The organism is Symploca atlantica LB2515, from assembly GCF_052546295.1.
On sequence record NZ_JBQWMT010000001.1, the window covers coordinates 543,030 to 558,911 of the forward strand.

At 45.0% G+C, this 15,882-nt stretch carries 12 protein-coding genes and 1 pseudogene; 9 read left to right on the top strand and 4 right to left on the bottom strand.

Annotation, left to right across the window (positions count from 1 at the left end; translation table 11 throughout):
- Positions 1-11: 11 nt before the first annotated feature.
- On the bottom strand, positions 12-716 hold the full coding sequence (locus ACT7WV_RS02295) for an esterase/lipase family protein (RefSeq protein WP_445101348.1): 705 nt from the start codon (positions 714-716) through the stop codon (positions 12-14).
- 41 nt (positions 717-757) lie between these two features.
- Here ACT7WV_RS02295 and ACT7WV_RS02300 point away from each other — a divergent pair, with 41 nt between their 5' ends.
- From ACT7WV_RS02300 to rfbB, 3 genes are all read left to right on the top strand, one after another.
- Positions 758-1,477 carry a precorrin-2 C(20)-methyltransferase gene (locus ACT7WV_RS02300; protein WP_445101349.1) on the top strand — a complete coding sequence of 240 codons (720 nt, stop codon included), beginning with the start codon at positions 758-760 and terminating at the stop codon, positions 1,475-1,477.
- A gap of 221 nt (positions 1,478-1,698) precedes the next feature.
- The gene (locus tag ACT7WV_RS02305; protein ID WP_445101350.1) at positions 1,699-3,258 is read left to right on the top strand and encodes a TonB family protein; all 1,560 of its coding nucleotides are present in this window, start codon (positions 1,699-1,701) and stop codon (positions 3,256-3,258) included.
- 280 nt (positions 3,259-3,538) lie between these two features.
- A complete protein-coding gene (gene rfbB / locus ACT7WV_RS02310; RefSeq protein WP_445101351.1) occupies positions 3,539-4,633 on the top strand; it encodes a dTDP-glucose 4,6-dehydratase in 1,095 nt (364 codons plus the stop codon).
- A gap of 61 nt (positions 4,634-4,694) precedes the next feature.
- Here the strand turns inward: rfbB and ACT7WV_RS02315 are convergent, their stop codons facing one another.
- Positions 4,695-5,414, bottom strand: a complete 720-nt coding sequence (locus ACT7WV_RS02315; RefSeq protein ID WP_445101352.1) for a cytochrome b/b6 domain-containing protein — start codon at positions 5,412-5,414, stop codon at positions 4,695-4,697.
- A gap of 236 nt (positions 5,415-5,650) precedes the next feature.
- Between ACT7WV_RS02315 and ACT7WV_RS02320 the strand changes: the two genes are divergently transcribed.
- The 5 genes and pseudogenes from ACT7WV_RS02320 to ACT7WV_RS02340 all read left to right on the top strand — a co-directional run bounded on the left by ACT7WV_RS02320 (position 5,651) and on the right by ACT7WV_RS02340 (position 11,274).
- Entirely contained in the window at positions 5,651-6,421 is a 771-nt protein-coding gene (locus ACT7WV_RS02320) for an ADP-ribosylglycohydrolase family protein (RefSeq protein WP_445101353.1), read from the top strand.
- Between the two features lie 85 nt (positions 6,422-6,506).
- Complete coding sequence (locus tag ACT7WV_RS02325; protein ID WP_445101354.1) at positions 6,507-6,881, top strand: hypothetical protein; 375 nt, start codon at positions 6,507-6,509, stop codon at positions 6,879-6,881.
- 202 nt (positions 6,882-7,083) lie between these two features.
- Positions 7,084-7,335 (top strand): annotated as a pseudogene (locus tag ACT7WV_RS02330) (formate dehydrogenase accessory sulfurtransferase FdhD); the annotation flags it as partial.
- A gap of 254 nt (positions 7,336-7,589) precedes the next feature.
- The gene (locus ACT7WV_RS02335; RefSeq protein ID WP_445101355.1) at positions 7,590-8,042 is read left to right on the top strand and encodes a nitrate reductase associated protein; all 453 of its coding nucleotides are present in this window, start codon (positions 7,590-7,592) and stop codon (positions 8,040-8,042) included.
- Between the two features lie 202 nt (positions 8,043-8,244).
- Positions 8,245-11,274 carry a plasmid replication protein, CyRepA1 family gene (locus ACT7WV_RS02340; protein WP_445101356.1) on the top strand — a complete coding sequence of 1,010 codons (3,030 nt, stop codon included), beginning with the start codon at positions 8,245-8,247 and terminating at the stop codon, positions 11,272-11,274.
- A gap of 103 nt (positions 11,275-11,377) precedes the next feature.
- Here ACT7WV_RS02340 and ACT7WV_RS02345 read toward each other — a convergent pair whose 3' ends face one another.
- Both ACT7WV_RS02345 and ACT7WV_RS02350 read right to left on the bottom strand, forming a co-directional pair.
- Positions 11,378-11,821 (bottom strand): Hsp20/alpha crystallin family protein, encoded by a 444-nt coding sequence (locus tag ACT7WV_RS02345; protein ID WP_445101357.1) that lies wholly within the window; start codon positions 11,819-11,821, stop codon positions 11,378-11,380.
- 276 nt (positions 11,822-12,097) lie between these two features.
- Entirely contained in the window at positions 12,098-12,970 is an 873-nt protein-coding gene (locus ACT7WV_RS02350; RefSeq protein WP_445101358.1) for a helix-turn-helix transcriptional regulator, read from the bottom strand.
- A 189-nt stretch (positions 12,971-13,159) separates the two neighbouring features.
- Between ACT7WV_RS02350 and ACT7WV_RS02355 the strand changes: the two genes are divergently transcribed.
- Positions 13,160-15,871 (top strand): CRISPR-associated protein Csc3, encoded by a 2,712-nt coding sequence (locus ACT7WV_RS02355; protein ID WP_445101359.1) that lies wholly within the window; start codon positions 13,160-13,162, stop codon positions 15,869-15,871.
- Positions 15,872-15,882: the final 11 nt, after the last annotated feature.

A 15,882-nucleotide genomic window follows, 5' to 3' on the forward strand; every position in this document is an offset into this window, starting at 1 on the left:
AGACAACAAACTCAAGTTAAATGCTCTACCCAAGACTGGAGTACTTGGGGTGAACCATACCACATGCCCTCTCTTCTAGGTGAATGAAGAACCCCTTCTAGGGTAAGATTAGTGGCACCTTGCAATAGGGCAGCAGGAATGGGAGTAATGCCATCTCCCCAACAGTTACCCTCTGAGCAAGTCAGTTGATAGCTACTGTAAGCCAGCCAACTACCCAAACTGCGTTTGCCGTATATTGCCTTACCAGCAACACAAACATATTTAACGGTGGGATAAAACGCACCGGGATAATTAAGATTGACAAAATCTAGATTACGTTTTGTCCAGCGCTCTTGGCTAACATGAGGCGTGCCTAAACTTACCAGAGTAGAAATGTAAGGATGAGCATGCCACAAACTGTGGGTTGATTCGGTAACATCTCCGTGGATAGTGTAAGGCATTTCTCCCAGATATATCCGAGCAATCCAACCTCCAGCTGAGTGACCAATCAGGTTAACTTGAGCAGTATTGTACTCTTCAATTAGTTGTTTTACAGTTCGGTCAAGTTTTCGCAAAATCGGCACCATCGAGCGACCGCCTACGGTAGGTAACCAATCCCGTTGCCGAAGTGGTACTGTAACTGTAGGAAAACCTAACTGTTTAAGAGATTCTTCTAGAGAACGGTATTCAATTGCCCCGGCAAAATATCCAGGTAAAATAACAGTTGGTAATGGCATTTGTCATGCTCAATGTTAGAGATTTTAGAGTTTAGATTACCGTGCAACTAGGTACCCTCTATGGCATCAGCGTTGGTCCCGGAGATCCCGAATTAATTACCCTCAAAGGACTGCGTATCCTGAGAGAGTCTCCAGTAGTAGCTTTTCCTGCTGGTATTCATGGTAAACCGGGTTTTGCTCAGCAGGTTGTAGAGCCATGGCTGGAAATTGAGCAAGTAAAGTTGGCATTGGACTTCCCTTATGTACAAGACCAAGTTATTCTGACTCAGGCTTGGCTAAAGGGAGCTCAGCAGGTCTGGCAATATCTAAATTTAGGTCAAGATGTTGCTTTCGCCTGTGAAGGAGATGTCAGTTTTTACAGCACCTTTACCTATTTGGCGCAGATCCTACAACAGCTGCATCCTGAAAGTGTGATCCTCAGGATACCAGGAGTCTGCTCACCAATGGCAGCAGCGTCGGCTCTAGGAGGGCCTTTAACAATGCGTGCTCAACGCCTTGCGGTGATACCGGCTCTCTACAATGTAGAGGAACTGAAAACAGTTTTAGCTTGGGCAGATGTCGTGGTACTAATGAAAGTAAGTTCGGTATACGAACAGGTTTGGGAAATACTCAACCGCGCTGGACTCTTAGAGAATGCTTCTGTTGTGGCACGAGCCACACTATCAGAGCAGGTGATTTATGATGATTTACGTCATCTCTCCACCCTGAAACTGCCCTATTTTTCCCTGTTAATTGTGAATGTTAGTCAATCTCTAACCTAGAAAGTGGTTAAGTAAAGTGAGATAGATGGCAACTTTTATGGTCGAGGTAGAGTCCTTCTCTCCTAGTCAGAAAACTGACAAACCGACAAATTGACCATCCCGTTTTTCAACTCCTGAGACTATCATTAAAAGTCCCATAAGCAACGCAGCAGCTAATTCTCTAAAATTGCCTGATATTGTAATCTGCCAATCAAGACGCAGCTGACTAAACTATAACTGCTATGTCCTACGCTTCCTTCTTTCAAAGCCTCCCCGAAAAGCTGAGCCAGCCAACCAGTATTGCTGTTATGGCTTCCGTAGGCATCCATGCACTCCTGGGACTAACGCTACCACCCCTTTTGTCCCGGGAAAAGCCGGCAAAACCCGATGCTGTTCAACTGATGGAATTAACACCATTAGAATTGAGCCGCTTACCACAGCCTTCACCGTCTTTGCCGTCTCTTTCCAATCAATTGTCGCCACTGCCTCCTTTTCCACCACTGCCGTCTTCCCCTTTACAGCCGCCACCTTCTGGCAACACATCTCTCTACCAGTTCCCGTTGAGTTCCTTACCTTCAGGCTCAACTGAACAATTTTCTTTGCCACCACTACCCTCATCCGGCAGTATACGTCTGAGGCGTCCTAACCGGAGTTTGCCCAACAGTATTTCGCGGATCTACCAGTCTCCGCAACGGTCAAAACCTAATACGCCACTGCCTCCACTGCCATCTACTAACCCTCGAAACTCCCGTCCTCTTGGTCCTCTGGGTGTGAAGCCCTCCCTGCCAGAAGAGTTTACTCCCGAAGCATCAGATTCAGAAAGATTTACTCCCGAGACAGCTCCCCCACAGCGGCAGTATAGTATTGCTCGCGACTATCAGTTTAGACGATTCCCTGCTCCCCCAGAAACGCCACAAGAGACGCCACAGGTGTCTGTTAAGCCGGAAACTGCACCGCCAGAATTTTCCAACTCCAACGACAACGAGAAACCTCAGCTTGAAGCATCTCCTGAGCAAAATCCGATTGCCCTACAGCAACAGAGAGCGGTGGTAGCCCTTAGTGAAGAACTCCGTCAACGGCGCAACAGCATCAGAGCTGACGGAACCAATACCAGCAACGATGAAGCTAGGAAAAATTATGTTGCTTGGTTGGATAGTGTGAATCAAAAGCAGCCAGAGGTGAATCAAGCCACAACAGAACCGATTAGCCTTACTGGCACTTATCCCAGAGACGCCTGCGTGAGAAAGCTCCAAGGTACTAGCGTTTATGGGGTTTCAGTAGATAGTAATGGCAAGGTTACTGATTCGCAGCTAATTAGAAGTTCAGGTTATCAAATTTTCAATGATCAAGCACGCGCAGATATTAAAGGGCGCAGTTTTGCCAATCCAACAGGTAAGCCAAAACTTTATCGCGTCAATGTCCAGTTTGCCTACAATCCTCAAACTTGCCCGTCTCTGACTCTTTTCCAAGACACGGCACCTCAAGACTCAGTTACCGAGGACAATGCTCCTCAAAACCTCACTCCGCAAGAATCCGAGGAGAAAAAACCAGTAGCCCCAGCCTCAGAGCGTCCCACTCCCCCGACGGCAGAATCCGAGGAGAAAAAACCAGCAACTCCAGCTTCAGAGCGTCCCACTCCCCCGACGGCAGAATCCGAAGACAAAAAACCAGCAACTCCCGCCGTTGAAGCTCAAGAAACTGCAACCCCAACCTCTGAAACTGAAGAACCGGTAGCCCCAGCAACTGAAGTCGAAAAACCAGCCACTAAAAAACCAGTTACCGAAGATTCACCTCAGAGGTAATCCAGGAGACTGCCACAAACAAACCTGGCTAGATCATCAGCCCCTTAGTGTTTTGTTTGCTCGGTCTATAGCTTTTTTTGTAAGCCCTGAAATGGCAGTGAAAATGCTAACGTTAAGCGCGGAATATGGCAAGAGATTTTAACTGTATAAATAGCTAATTATTAGGTAAAATCGTGATGATCATATTTTTGCCTTAAAGCTTTGTAATTTTTCATAAGTGATCAAGGCACAATTAAGTTAGCCTAATAAACGGTATTTCTCCGGGAGAGACTTCTTTTTGATGAAAAACCGCGTGAGCAATCGGCAAGGGGTCAATCGAGATCAACCAACGTCACCCCGACGGTTGCTGGTAACGGGAGGAGCAGGATTTACCGGCTCAAATTTCGTTCATTACTGGTGTAACGCCTATCCAGCTGACCGTGTGGTGGTTCTTGATTCTCTTACCTATGTAGGGAACCAGCGCCATCTAGAAGCTTTAGAAGAGAAGCAGAACTTCCGGTTCGTACCGGGAGATATTTGCGATCGCACTTTAGTAGAAGCTCTGATCAAAGCAGAAGAAATTGATACAGTAGTTCACTTGGCGGCTGAATCCAACGTTGATCGATCGATTCTTAGGCCGGTTGCCTTTGTCAGAACCAATGTTTTAGGCACGTCCATTTTGCTAGACGTCTTCCGAGAACACTGGAAGCGTCGCGGATGCCCAGAACAAGCGCGCTTTCTACAAGTCTCCACCGATGAAGTCTATGGCAGCCTAGAACCTGATGAACCAGCTTTTACAGAAACATCTGCCTACGCTCCCAACAGTCCTTATTCAGCGTCAAAGGCTGGGGGAGATCTTTTAGTTCGCTCCTACCATCGTACCTACGGTTTACCCACGTTAATTACTCATTGCTCCAATAACTATGGCCCCTATCAGTCTCCAGAAAAGCTAATTCCTCTGATGTGTATTCATATGCTCAGAGGCGAACCACTGCCTATTTATGGAGATGGTCAAAATGTGCGGGATTGGCTCTACGTTGATGATCATTGCCGTGCTCTAGATGTGGTTATTCATCAGGGAATTCCTGGGGAAACCTACAATATAGGTGGCAATAATCAAGTAACGAATATTGACTTAGTTAATATTTTGTGCAAGTTAATAGAGAAGTTAAATCCCCAGTTGCCTGTGCGTCCTTGCGACAATTTAATTGCTTTTGTACAAGATAGACCAGGACATGACCGCCGTTATGCTATTGATACTAGTAAGATCAAAGCCGAATTGGCTTGGAAGCCTCAAGCAACTCTAGAAAAAGGGCTACGCTTAACGGTTCAATGGTATCTAGATAACCATCCCTGGTGGGAGGAGCTATTGTCTAAAGAGAATGGTCAACGGTAAACTGGACATGCGACTAGCAACAGCAGTGTTCGCTAGATTACGGTTACTCAAAGACGACGAACTACAGCAACTCCTTAAGGAGCGAAATAATCCAAGCAGCAGCAATACTAACCAGCACAAATACTTCTAGAACTCTCAGAGTAGAAGCTGACTGCCACCAGGTTTTAACGGAGGCGAGGCGGAAACTGTACCACCAGTCAGATATGTGTTTACTCCATCGAGCAGGACTATCTTGACTACGGAATCGCCAATCGAGAATTGACTGTAGCAGCGATAAGCCTCCCACCCTAGCACTCATCAACAGGTGAAGTGCAATACAGATTACCATGATCACCCATGAAATGAGATGAGCATAGTACCAACTATGATTGAGTTCTCCCATGGGCAACCACTTCTCATCGATCATCTTGCCAGAAAAGAGAGCAAAAGTCAGTGCCAGGATAGCCAAGGTATTAGTTAATCGATGTAGGTTATACCACCAGATTGGTTTGCCAGTTTGTGTTAGCTTCATCAAGGAATCTGGGTGAATTAGCCGCTTTTGTCCGCGATGAAAGGCATAGAGGACAAATAAAGGAAAGGTGAGCAAGGCGAAGAGACCAAATGTGCCGTGAATACCTTCAATAGTCTTAAACTGTGGCAAGGGAATTTTGCCCCATCGTCCATCATAGGTGTTGTAAGTCCAAAAAGCAGTCAGGATGGCAGCAATGACGAAGAGTCCGGTTAATCCGTGCAGTATACGGAGAAGTAGTGGTTGATAGGGTTGAGAATATTTTGCAGGCATACGAAAAGGAAGCGGCTAGCCCTTATTTTAACTGAGGGAAAAAGTCTTTATTACGAAATAAATGAATAGCTAAACAAGGTACAGCCAAACATCAATGCGATCGCCTATTGTCGTAAATCCAGTTAACCTAAGAAATCCCATCTACAACTAGCATTACTGTTTAACCAATGCTTTAACCTTATCCTTTGTTTGAGCAGTCTATGACTATAATCAATTTTAAAAGATAAAAAACTACCATGCTGGGAGCGATCGCAGGTGACATCATTGGCTCCGTTTACGAGATAAATCCCATCAAAACCAAAGATTTCTCTTTATTCCAGCCCAAATGCCGCTTCACTGATGACACAGTGCTAACGGTTGCAGTTGCCGATGTTATTCTCCAAGGTGGCACCTACAGCAAAGAATTCAAATCCTACTACCGTCGTTATCCCGATGCTGGTTATGGGGGAAACTTTGCCGCTTGGGCTCAATCTAGCCATAGTGAACCCTACAACAGTTGGGGTAATGGTTCGGCAATGCGAGTTTCTCCCGTAGGATTTGCCTTTAATAATTTAGACTCTGTACTCGAAGAAGCTAAGCGCACGGCTGAAGTTACCCACAACCATCCTGAAGGTATTAAGGGGGCACAGGCAACGGCTGCTGCCGTCTTTCTGGCACGTACAAGTCAGGATAAAGCTGTTATTAAATCCTACATTGAAACAACATTTGGCTATGACTTAAAACCAACTATTAGCCAAATTAGACCTACTTATCAGTTTGATGTTTCCTGTCAAGGTTCAGTTCCGCAATCAATTATTGCCTTTTTAGAATCCACTGATTTTGAGGATGCCCTTCGTAATGCTATTTCTTTAGGTGGTGATAGCGATACCATAGCTTGTATTACTGGCAGTATTGCCCAGGCATTTTACGGTGGCGTGCCAAAAGCAATTAGGGAACAGGTTTTATTTCACCTAGATCAGCAGCTAAGCTCTGTTACCGAAGAGTTTACCCGGAAATACGATCTATAAAAGTGGTTGGGGAGAATTTGGGGTTCGCGGGTGCGATCGCTACGATAGTAGAAAGTGACTCTTGAGATTGTGATCAGGTTCGGTTATGGCAGATTTAAGTGGTACGTGGCTAGGAACCTACTGGCAGCAGGGAGTTCCTACCCGCTTTGAACTGACACTGCTACAAGGTAGTAATGCCCTAAGTGGCAGTATTCTAGATGAAAATCATTTAGGAGAAGCTTCACTAACGGGTGAAGTAATTGGACGCAGAATCAACTTCGATAAACGCTACATCACTGGTAATCGTCATTCTGTTAGCTACACAGGCACGGTTTCCGAAGATGAAGATTTTATGCAGGGACGTTGGCAAATAAACTTATTTGATTCTGGCAATTGGGAAGCACGCCGGAGTGATGAAAATTTAACTATAAATCTGGAGAATCGTCGAGCAGAGCAAGTTCCGGCGGGCAATCTCCTCTAAGCTAGAGTAAATGGCAAAAAGAATGCTACTCATAAATTGGGGTAATTAGGAAACAGCTAGGAGAAATAGGGAATAGATTAGTTTTGATGTTGTGTAGCGAACATTTGGCTGTTTCAGCTTAGTTGAATAGCCAATTTCAACAACACAGCTAGCGAGTTTTAGTGTTGCCTGTATCTAATATCGATTAACTACCCATCGCGTATCTAATCTACTCAGTAACAAGTTGCTTTTAAATAATCATCTAGTACTTGTTAGTGGACGCTATAGTTTTGAGATTTTGCAAAAGTCTTTAGTAGTTAGTATCCCCGTTGTTTGTGCTGTTTCTGCTCCTAGCAGTTTAGCCGTAGCATTAGCATTAGCCCAAGAGCTTGGCATTACCCTAATAGGATTTCTGCGTGGAGAAAGGTTTAACGTGTATACAGGTAGAGAGCGTATACAAACGGCATCGGTTTGACTGATACGATTAAAAATTAACAATTAATAACTTCTCTCCCACTGTAAAATTATCTACCAACATTCTCTCCCTCTAAATTACTTAGCCTTACTAAGTAATCTACTGGTTATGGGAGAGAGTGAGATGAGTGTGGCGATTTTCACGTTAGATAGAACACAACAAACTTGGTTGAAAAACAATAAAGACTAAGGTGTATTCCCTCAACTGATAACCGCTACATTTTAAATACCGAATTCATCAGGGCTGCTATGTTCATGCCTCATTTTTTCCAGTTTGAAACAGACTTTGTTGATTCCCTGCACTGCATTCCCATGCAAGTACGGATGAAATTAGATAGCTGCGGCATCAAGCTAAAACTAACCCACTGGCACCAGTTTAACCAACAAGAGCGTCAGGCACTTGTAGCCATGCCAGTGATCACAGCAGATGATATCGAAACCTATCGGCAATATTTACGGCATCTAGTGCATAAATATACTGATACGCTGCCTTCTGACTTACCGATTGACCCTGATCCCGCCTGGATAGATGCCACAAAAATTCCACCAACCATCCAAGAAAAAGCTCAGGAATTAGGAGCATCGCTAACTGTAATCCAGTGGGCATCGTTGACTCCCTTACAGCGTTTCGCCTTAATAAAACTGAGTCGCCCTAGTCATGAGAACAAAAACTTTTTGCCCGCCCTCAAAGAGTTCCAGTTAGTCTAATCCCATCGACTGGATTTTAGGGGTGAGGAGTTTTAGTCACCGATAAATTCCAGGCTTGAGGAAGCATTTGAGTTCCATACTCCTCTTACCTGCTAAATTTCCCTCAAGAAAATTAATGTCGCAGATAGTGCCATTAGTGATTAAAATCTAGTACTACACCACTATATGTAGCGTTATTGTTGCTTGAGTCTTCATCAAATCCATGAACCATTTGCTAGAGTGGCGAGCCAGTTGTGTCGATGACCAACTGACTCACCTCAACGTTACCGCCTTAGAAGGCTCTTGCCCCTCAGAATATTTACTTTACTCCGATGCCATTCCCAGACGTAATGATGGCAGAGTGAGCAACTATATTCTCCAGCGTTATGAACATACCCAACAGGGCGGATGGTGGTGTTCAGGGATCGATCTACTTACTGGCTCTGATGACCTCTGGGGTTGCTTCAAACCCAGCCAACCACGTCGTTCTCTCCAGAATCAGAAGCTGATTAAGTACGAACATCCCCCCAAAGCGCCCACAGGAATCTTTGCCCTGCGAGTTCCCCTTGAGCTTTGGCAGCGCATTGCCGATCGCTACGGTCTCACAGTTTTACCAGAAGATATTGAGCAAGATCAACCAGACTTCGGCTTCTGGGAGTGGCTGATGAATCACCCAGAACTGCCGATTTGCATCACCGAAGGAGCCAAGAAAGCTGGGGCACTACTCACCGCAGGCTATGCTGCTGTAGCCTTACCAGGGGTCAATGGAGGCTATCGAGTACCTAGGGACGAACTGGGAAACCGCATCGGGAAATCTCGCCTCATTCCCCAATTAAAGAAGTTAGCCATCCAAAACCGACCAATATATCTAGTTTTTGACCAAGATGCCAAACCTAATACGATCAAGGCAGTCAATGCCGCTATCCGCAAAACAGGATACCTACTGAATCAGACTGGTTGCCCAGTCAAAGTCATCACTTGGAACCTCCAACTGGGTAAGGGAGTAGATGACTTATTGGCAACTCATGGGCAGAGTGTTTTTGATCAAGCATATCAAAGGGCAACCACTCTCGATACTTGGAAAGCTAAGGCTTTAGCGAAGCTAACTTACCAGAGTGATATTCAACTCAATTGCCGCTATCTCCCCCAGCTAGATTTTCCCGCCGCAGCTCAACTAATTGGCATTAAATCCCCCAAAGGTACAGGCAAAACTCAGCTGTTAGAAAGCATTGTCTCTCAAGCCCTAGAAAATGGGCAGAGGGTTTTGGTTGTGGGTCATCGAGTGCGATTGGTAGAGGCACTTTGCCAACGCTTTGGCCTCAACTATATCACCGAGGTACGCGATGACCCAGCAGGTGCGGTGAAAGGATATGGTCTGTGCTTTGATTCCCTTCATCCCGATTCTCAGGCTCATTTTAATCCTGCTAACTGGTCTGGTGGGGTAGTAATTATTGATGAAGTGGAACAAGTCCTTTGGCATGGGTTGAACTCTAGCACTTGTCAAAGCAATCGCGTTGCCATTCTCAAGTCTTTGAAAACTCTAATCCAAAATGTTTTGGATGGTTCGGGCAAAGTCTTTCTTGCTGATGCTGACTTGAGTGATATTTCCCTAGATTACTTAATTAGCTTGGCAGGATTCCCTGTACAGCCATTGATTGTTGAGAACGAGTGGCAACCAGAATTAGAAGAATCTTGGCAAGTCAATAACTATACAGAAAGTACTCCCAAAAGACTGGTCAAAGATTTAGAGAGACACATTCGGGAGGGCGGGAAACCCTTTGTTTGTCTCTCAGCTCAAAAGAAAAAAAGTCAATGGGGAACCTGCACCCTCGAAGCTTACCTGAAAAAGCAATTTCCCCAACTGCGGATTCTGCGCCTTGATTCTGAATCTTTAGCAGAACCAACTCATCCTGCCTATGGATGCATCAATAATCTTAATCAGGTTTTAGGTAAGTATGACATCGTTTTAGCTAGTCCGGCAATTGAAACGGGAGTAAGTATTGAAGTGCAAGGACACTTCACCTCAGTCTGGGGAATTGCCCAAGGAATTCAAGCTGAGAATAGCGTTAGACAGGCTTTAGGACGAGTTAGAGAAAATCTGCCCCGGTTTATCTGGGTAGCATCCTATGGCTTTAATCAAGTCGGGAATGGCTCGACTTCGATACCTTCACTGCTTAGTTCTGGACATCGCCTTACCCAGTTGAATATCCGCTTGCTACAGCAAACTGATTTCCATGCTCTCGACGACCTGGATATGGGTTTTCAGGCGGAATCTTTGCTTTGTTGGGCTAAGATGGCAGTCCGGTTCAATGCCTCGATGGTCAACTATCGAGAATCTGTTGTCGCGGCTTTGGTTGCTGAAGGTCATCAGGTTGTGGATGTACCTCCTGAGGCTGCCTCAAAAAAGGGGAAAAATCAACAAGGGTTGGTGTCTCAGGGGGAGAATAATTCTCTAATGACGGCAATTACTGCTGTCAGAAACCAGAACTATCAGGCAGAATGTGAGGCGGTGGCTTCGGCTGAGGAACTCAGTGCTCGGCAGTATCAAAACCTAAACAGGCGGATGGTCAAGACTTTAGCCGAGCGGCGCTCCCAGCGGAAGTATGATTTAAAGGTGCGTTATGGCGTCCCTGTGACAGCCAACTTGGTAGCTAAGGATGATGATGGCTGGTATCATAAGCTACAAGTTCATTACTTTCTTACCCTGGGTCGCCAGTATCTAGCAGAGCGAGATGCTGCGATCGCACGAAGGCTACTTGACCTTGGTCAAGGCAGTATCTTTCTTCCAGATTTTAACCGAAACCAGCTAGGAGCGGTTATTGGCACAATGGAACTGCTCGGTATCCCAGTGCTATTGGCTGACCGCGATCGAGAGCTGAGGAATACTGACGAAGATTTGAGAAGTGTAGCCGCGCTCGCCTTGGCTAACCGTTCTGCAATTAGAACCGCAGTGGGTATTGGATTGGCAAAGAATTCTACCCCCATCGTTATTATTAGACGTTTCTTGGACAAAATTGGCTACGGACTCAGATGTATCCGCTCAGAAAGTCGGGAGAAAAAGCGACTGAGAGTTTATCGGGTTCTTAATCCCGACGATGGTAGGGTTGAAGTGTTCAAATACTGGTTGGCTTTTGGTGGTAAGTTGCCAGCTACTGGTGATGTTTGGCAAAACGAGTTTTCTGGTCAAGTAGATACTAAGTCCGAGAATTCAGCTCAAGCTAATTATGTTCAGCTTGCTCTTAGTTTTGAGTAGAATTGCAGTAAAAAAAGCCCGGTAGCCTGAGAGCCACCGGGCTTTTTCTTAAGTTAAACTACCATCTAGTTGATGAGTTATGCTCATCAGGTTAAGCAATCACTTAGTCGAGGTTGACTTTGACTACTTTATTTTTGCTTTCTTCAGACTTGGGCAATGTCAGACGCAATACACCGTCTTTATACTCTGCCTCAACTTTGGTGTTTTGAATCGGAGCAGGTAAGGGAATTACTCGCTGGAATTTTCCGTAGTGGAATTCGCTGCGGGTTATGCCCTTTTCTTCGGTCTTGGCTTCTGATTTACGTTCACCGCTGATCGAAACGGAGTCTTCTGTAACTTGCACGTCCAAGTCTTTGGCTTCCATGCCAGGAACTTCCAATTTTAGATGGATAGCCTCTGGAGTTTCTTCTATTTCGACAGCAGGCATCCTTGAAAAGCTCTGGGAATCTTGCCAAGAAGCTGGTACTACATTGTCATCAAGTAAGCGGTTGAATTGCCGTTGCAGAGTGTCAATCTCGTGCCAGGGGTTCCAACGAACTAATGGCATAGTTCTTCCTCCTTATAAATGATGTTTGGTTTGGCAGCTTTAGTCTTTCAATCTGTGCCTTTGATTCTTATATTAGGCAAAGAATTAGTGTAGTTCGTTCGGTTTTGATCCCTAAATTGGTGGTGATTACCGTCTATGATTTTCAGCTAAGATTATGGGCGGTAAACTGTAAAACAGGAGGTTCGGGAAACCGTATAAATTGCCTGAGTTGACGTTAGGAAATGGGTAAGCAGACTGATGTACTAATCCTCAATCGGGAGCTGGTATTGATGGCAACTAGTCTCTAACCTCTAAGTCGTAGTGCTGGCATTCAGCGCGAAGCTCCTTCTTGACTTGTTCACGTACATTTTCTGGTGATATCACCGTGCAATCTCTGCCGTAGCGTCGAACTTCTCGAATCAACCAGAAGGGATTGGAGACACGCCGCACGACTTGCCGCACCGGTTGGCTTTCCTCTCCGATCACTTCATTGCTAATATCCGCTTCTCTCGGTTCGTAGGCTTTAACCATTCCTCGCCTAAAATGTAAGTACACTTTAAAGTGATCTAAGCCCTCATCACGCCATTGTCCACTAGTAGGTATGATTGTTTTGATACGATCCAGGCGTAGACAGCGATTATGGATGAGTTCGGGAAAGTCCGTATCCTTAATGTCTTCGGTCTCTTCACACCAGATTTCCAGGTAAAAGCGCTTTTCTTCAAAGGTGATTTCCGCATAACGCACTGTGTAGGCTAAGTCCTGTCCTTGAGCATTACCGTAGAGCAGGCGAAAGGGTTGTTGGTTGTTAATTTGTTGCTCAACGATGATGCGCCATGCCACAGCAGGCTGGATGACTTGTTGGAGGATTGCTTGACGCAAGGGGGCTGAGAGATTTCCCCGCTCTGACAAGAGATTGGAAAGGGTTTGTGCTTCTCCAACGTAGCCTGTATCAACGAGGACTTTGGTGGCTTGCTGGAGTGCGGCAACTTGGGTGTGGTTGAGGACAAAAGGCTGTCCGACTTCGAGCTTTTGTTGTGCGATCGCACTGATGAGTCCGGAGGGACTGGGACTTTTACCCCAGAAGATGCCTAGGCGACGGGCGATCGCTTCTAGCTGCTTTTTTGTCCCTGGCGGAACAGATAGTGTTAGAGTTTCCTTTTTTCTGGGCATTCTAAGAGTAGAGACAAAAATGTACTTGTACTTATTCTCAATTTATGTAATCCTAGATTTTGCAAGTACATCATACCATCCAGCTATAAAGTTTAAGTGTGAGTCCTGTCGCAAATCTTGGCGGTATTCAATATCGCATCTTATTGAGCGCAGTGCTTACACCTACCTAAAAAATGAGAGGAAAGCAAGATGCTAAAACGTCGTCGGCTCCTGAACCGTGAGCCGGAAAGTTTAGATGAGCATTATTTTAAGGAAATTCGCCCTAGGCTGTACGAGTTACACGCAACTCATGGACAGTATGGGACACGCAAAGGACGGACTCTTGCTGAACACCTCGATTCAGCCTGTCAGTTTGTTCTCACCGTCAGCAAAATTGCTGAAGTTCCTGAAGAAAAGCGACCTTGCATCCTTGCTGCAACTGCTGTTCACGATTTGAATAAACTTACAGAAGATGGACGGAATGTCAAAACTTTGGCACGCGATCGCAGCTTTCTAACAGAACAACTTGAGCATGCTGGTGTAATTACACTTGTCAAAACAGATGACGATCTTGAACTTATTCGCCGACTGATTGAAAGCCATTCTGGTCACGGTAATAGCGATGGGATGCGGTTTGTTGCCGAAGATCCCCAAATGAAAGACCAAATCAAACGCTGGGCAGCCATGCTGATTGGTGGCGATTTATTTGATTTAGGAATTGCCAAAGAAACGCGGATTCGTAAGGTAGAAAATGAATTAACAGTTGCTTTTGGTCGTTCTAGTCATTTGTTTGAAGTGAGGTTATCGGAAGATCGAGGTTATCTAACTTCCCTGTTACTCTCTGCCTGTGAAGAAGTCTTGCATAAGCGCGGTTTGCATACCCTTGCTATTGATCCTGATGGACAAATTTTTGAAGGTGAAGCATTTCCAGAAGAAGATTTAACCGTTGAGATTGCAAGAGCATGGCAGAAAAAGATTGATCGGGTTTTTAGTAGCAATATTGAGCAACTTGTTAAAGCTACCAAAGATGGAATTAAAGTTGATCCGCAAGCAATTCAACAGAATCTAGAAGGTGCCCTTGAGCAAGTCGAAATTCTGCTAACCAGGAAGCTAAGCAGTTATAAATCGGATAAAGTCGCACAAGATATTGAGAAGTACGGTAAAGATGCAGGAGAAGACGCGATCGCTACTGCAAAAGCAGTGGGCTTAACTCCTGTAGAAACGGCTGATGAGTTTGCGCTCTCCGAAGGAATGAAAGCAGCCTATCTCAGCTATCGAGAAGCCGAACTCAGTCCTAAAGCTGCTTGGGATCGCATTGCTACCCAGATTGGACTTTCTGCTGAACAACGTACTGCGTTAGAACCATTCAATGCTCAATATGGGCGTAGTTTGTTTGCCGTTAAAGCTGTAGTACGTGGAATAGAAAGCATTCACACAACTTTACAAGATTCGTTTCAAATCCGACAAACTGAAGATGTTGATGTTTCAGAGGATTTAATAATAGCAGTTAGGCGATTACTAAATTTTTCTGGGGCAACCGATTGGAAAAAGTTTGCAGAATTGACAGCTTATGTTGAGGCAAATCCTCGTCAACGTTGTTCTCTGGGAGCAACTTCTACTCAGGTTGATGAATTGATTTCTAACAAAATGCCGCCAGGAACAAAGGTACAAGCTTTCTCAAATCGTCTTCCCGGTGGTATGAGTGCAGAACCCAAGCGGCGGGCAGATATTTTGGCATCCCTGGCTTACCAACTAATGACGGTGGGGGCTAACTTTCCCAAAGCCAGCAAACAAGACCCACTATATTTACACTTTGCTTTACCTAAAGGGTCAAGTCCTCAATTACAAGCTATTTGGCGAAAGTGGCTTGACGATACAGCAGCAACGAACGGAGAAGGGGGAACGGTAACAATCGATGAGTTGCAATTATATCGAGATAACTTAATCGCGTTTAAAGCCAATAAAGTTGTCGGGTTTGCACTGCCAAAAAGGCCAGAATTTACCTACTCTACCGTGACAATTCCCGTGGTTTGGGGTGATGCCAATAATTCAGTTGCTTTGCTTAAATCGTTACGCTTGGCGCTAGAACTATCTCTTGCTCCTGATTTTGGATTTCCCTTTATTCTCAGTGCCAATTTAGAAGTTGAGCCAGAGTGGGATGTGTTTGGCAGAGTTGAGGGAATTGCTTCTGCACTTCAACCGTTACTTAGATCAGGAAGTTATCAACGTCAAGGACATTTATCTAAACAAGAACAGCAATTTGCTTTGACGGCTGAAGAGGTTTTAGAGCGTTTACAGTGCATTGGTAAATTAAGTATCAGCATTGCTAGTCTTCAGAAAAAAGATGACTGCCTCTACGATTTAGCACGCGCTGCCCAACGACCACTCAATCTCTATTTTGTCCTATTACGATGGGTTTTACGAGAACAAGATGATCCAAACTTGGAAGCAATTTGGACTCGTATTTGTGAACCTTTAACCACACTATTGAAGAGTCTTATGTCAGAAGAACACGATCGCGTTTCACATTATCTCAAACAAGCAGCTCATATTGCTGAAGTGGGCAAACTAAGGGGTAGTTCATTTCGTCGTACTGCACAAGCTGAACCCTTTTCTGAATTTATCAAAGCAGTGCGATCGCGTAAATCACACATGGATTGGGAAACGATTTTTGCTGCTCTGGTTCAGGACTATCACACCCGCCTTGATCGCATTCGAGAACACGGTGTTGGTGCAACTAAATATGAGCAAGTCAAACAGTTTTATCAAATTCTGAGAGAACTGTTTGAGGAAGTTTACCATTCACGTCCAGAACGGCTTTTAACTGATAGCAAAACTCTCGAAGCTGCTTATCTGTTCTTTTTACAAGAAGCCCGTCAAGAACTAAAAGCCCAAACTAAACAAGCAACTGAAGCTAAATAGGAGAAATCATC

What these genes read in the sequence shown, in the direction of transcription:
- ACT7WV_RS02295 (WP_445101348.1), bottom strand. Translation starts at nt 716, where the DNA reads ATGCCATTACCAACTGTTATTTTACCTGGATATTTTGCCGGGGCAATT.
- ACT7WV_RS02305 (WP_445101350.1), top strand. Translation starts at nt 1,699, where the DNA reads ATGTCCTACGCTTCCTTCTTTCAAAGCCTCCCCGAAAAGCTGAGCCAG.
- rfbB (WP_445101351.1), top strand. Translation starts at nt 3,539, where the DNA reads ATGAAAAACCGCGTGAGCAATCGGCAAGGGGTCAATCGAGATCAACCA.
- ACT7WV_RS02315 (WP_445101352.1), bottom strand. Translation starts at nt 5,414, where the DNA reads ATGCCTGCAAAATATTCTCAACCCTATCAACCACTACTTCTCCGTATA.
- ACT7WV_RS02320 (WP_445101353.1), top strand. Translation starts at nt 5,651, where the DNA reads ATGCTGGGAGCGATCGCAGGTGACATCATTGGCTCCGTTTACGAGATA.
- ACT7WV_RS02325 (WP_445101354.1), top strand. Translation starts at nt 6,507, where the DNA reads ATGGCAGATTTAAGTGGTACGTGGCTAGGAACCTACTGGCAGCAGGGA.
- ACT7WV_RS02335 (WP_445101355.1), top strand. Translation starts at nt 7,590, where the DNA reads ATGCCTCATTTTTTCCAGTTTGAAACAGACTTTGTTGATTCCCTGCAC.
- ACT7WV_RS02340 (WP_445101356.1), top strand. Translation starts at nt 8,245, where the DNA reads ATGAACCATTTGCTAGAGTGGCGAGCCAGTTGTGTCGATGACCAACTG.
- ACT7WV_RS02345 (WP_445101357.1), bottom strand. Translation starts at nt 11,821, where the DNA reads ATGCCATTAGTTCGTTGGAACCCCTGGCACGAGATTGACACTCTGCAA.
- ACT7WV_RS02350 (WP_445101358.1), bottom strand. Translation starts at nt 12,970, where the DNA reads ATGCCCAGAAAAAAGGAAACTCTAACACTATCTGTTCCGCCAGGGACA.
- ACT7WV_RS02355 (WP_445101359.1), top strand. Translation starts at nt 13,160, where the DNA reads ATGCTAAAACGTCGTCGGCTCCTGAACCGTGAGCCGGAAAGTTTAGAT.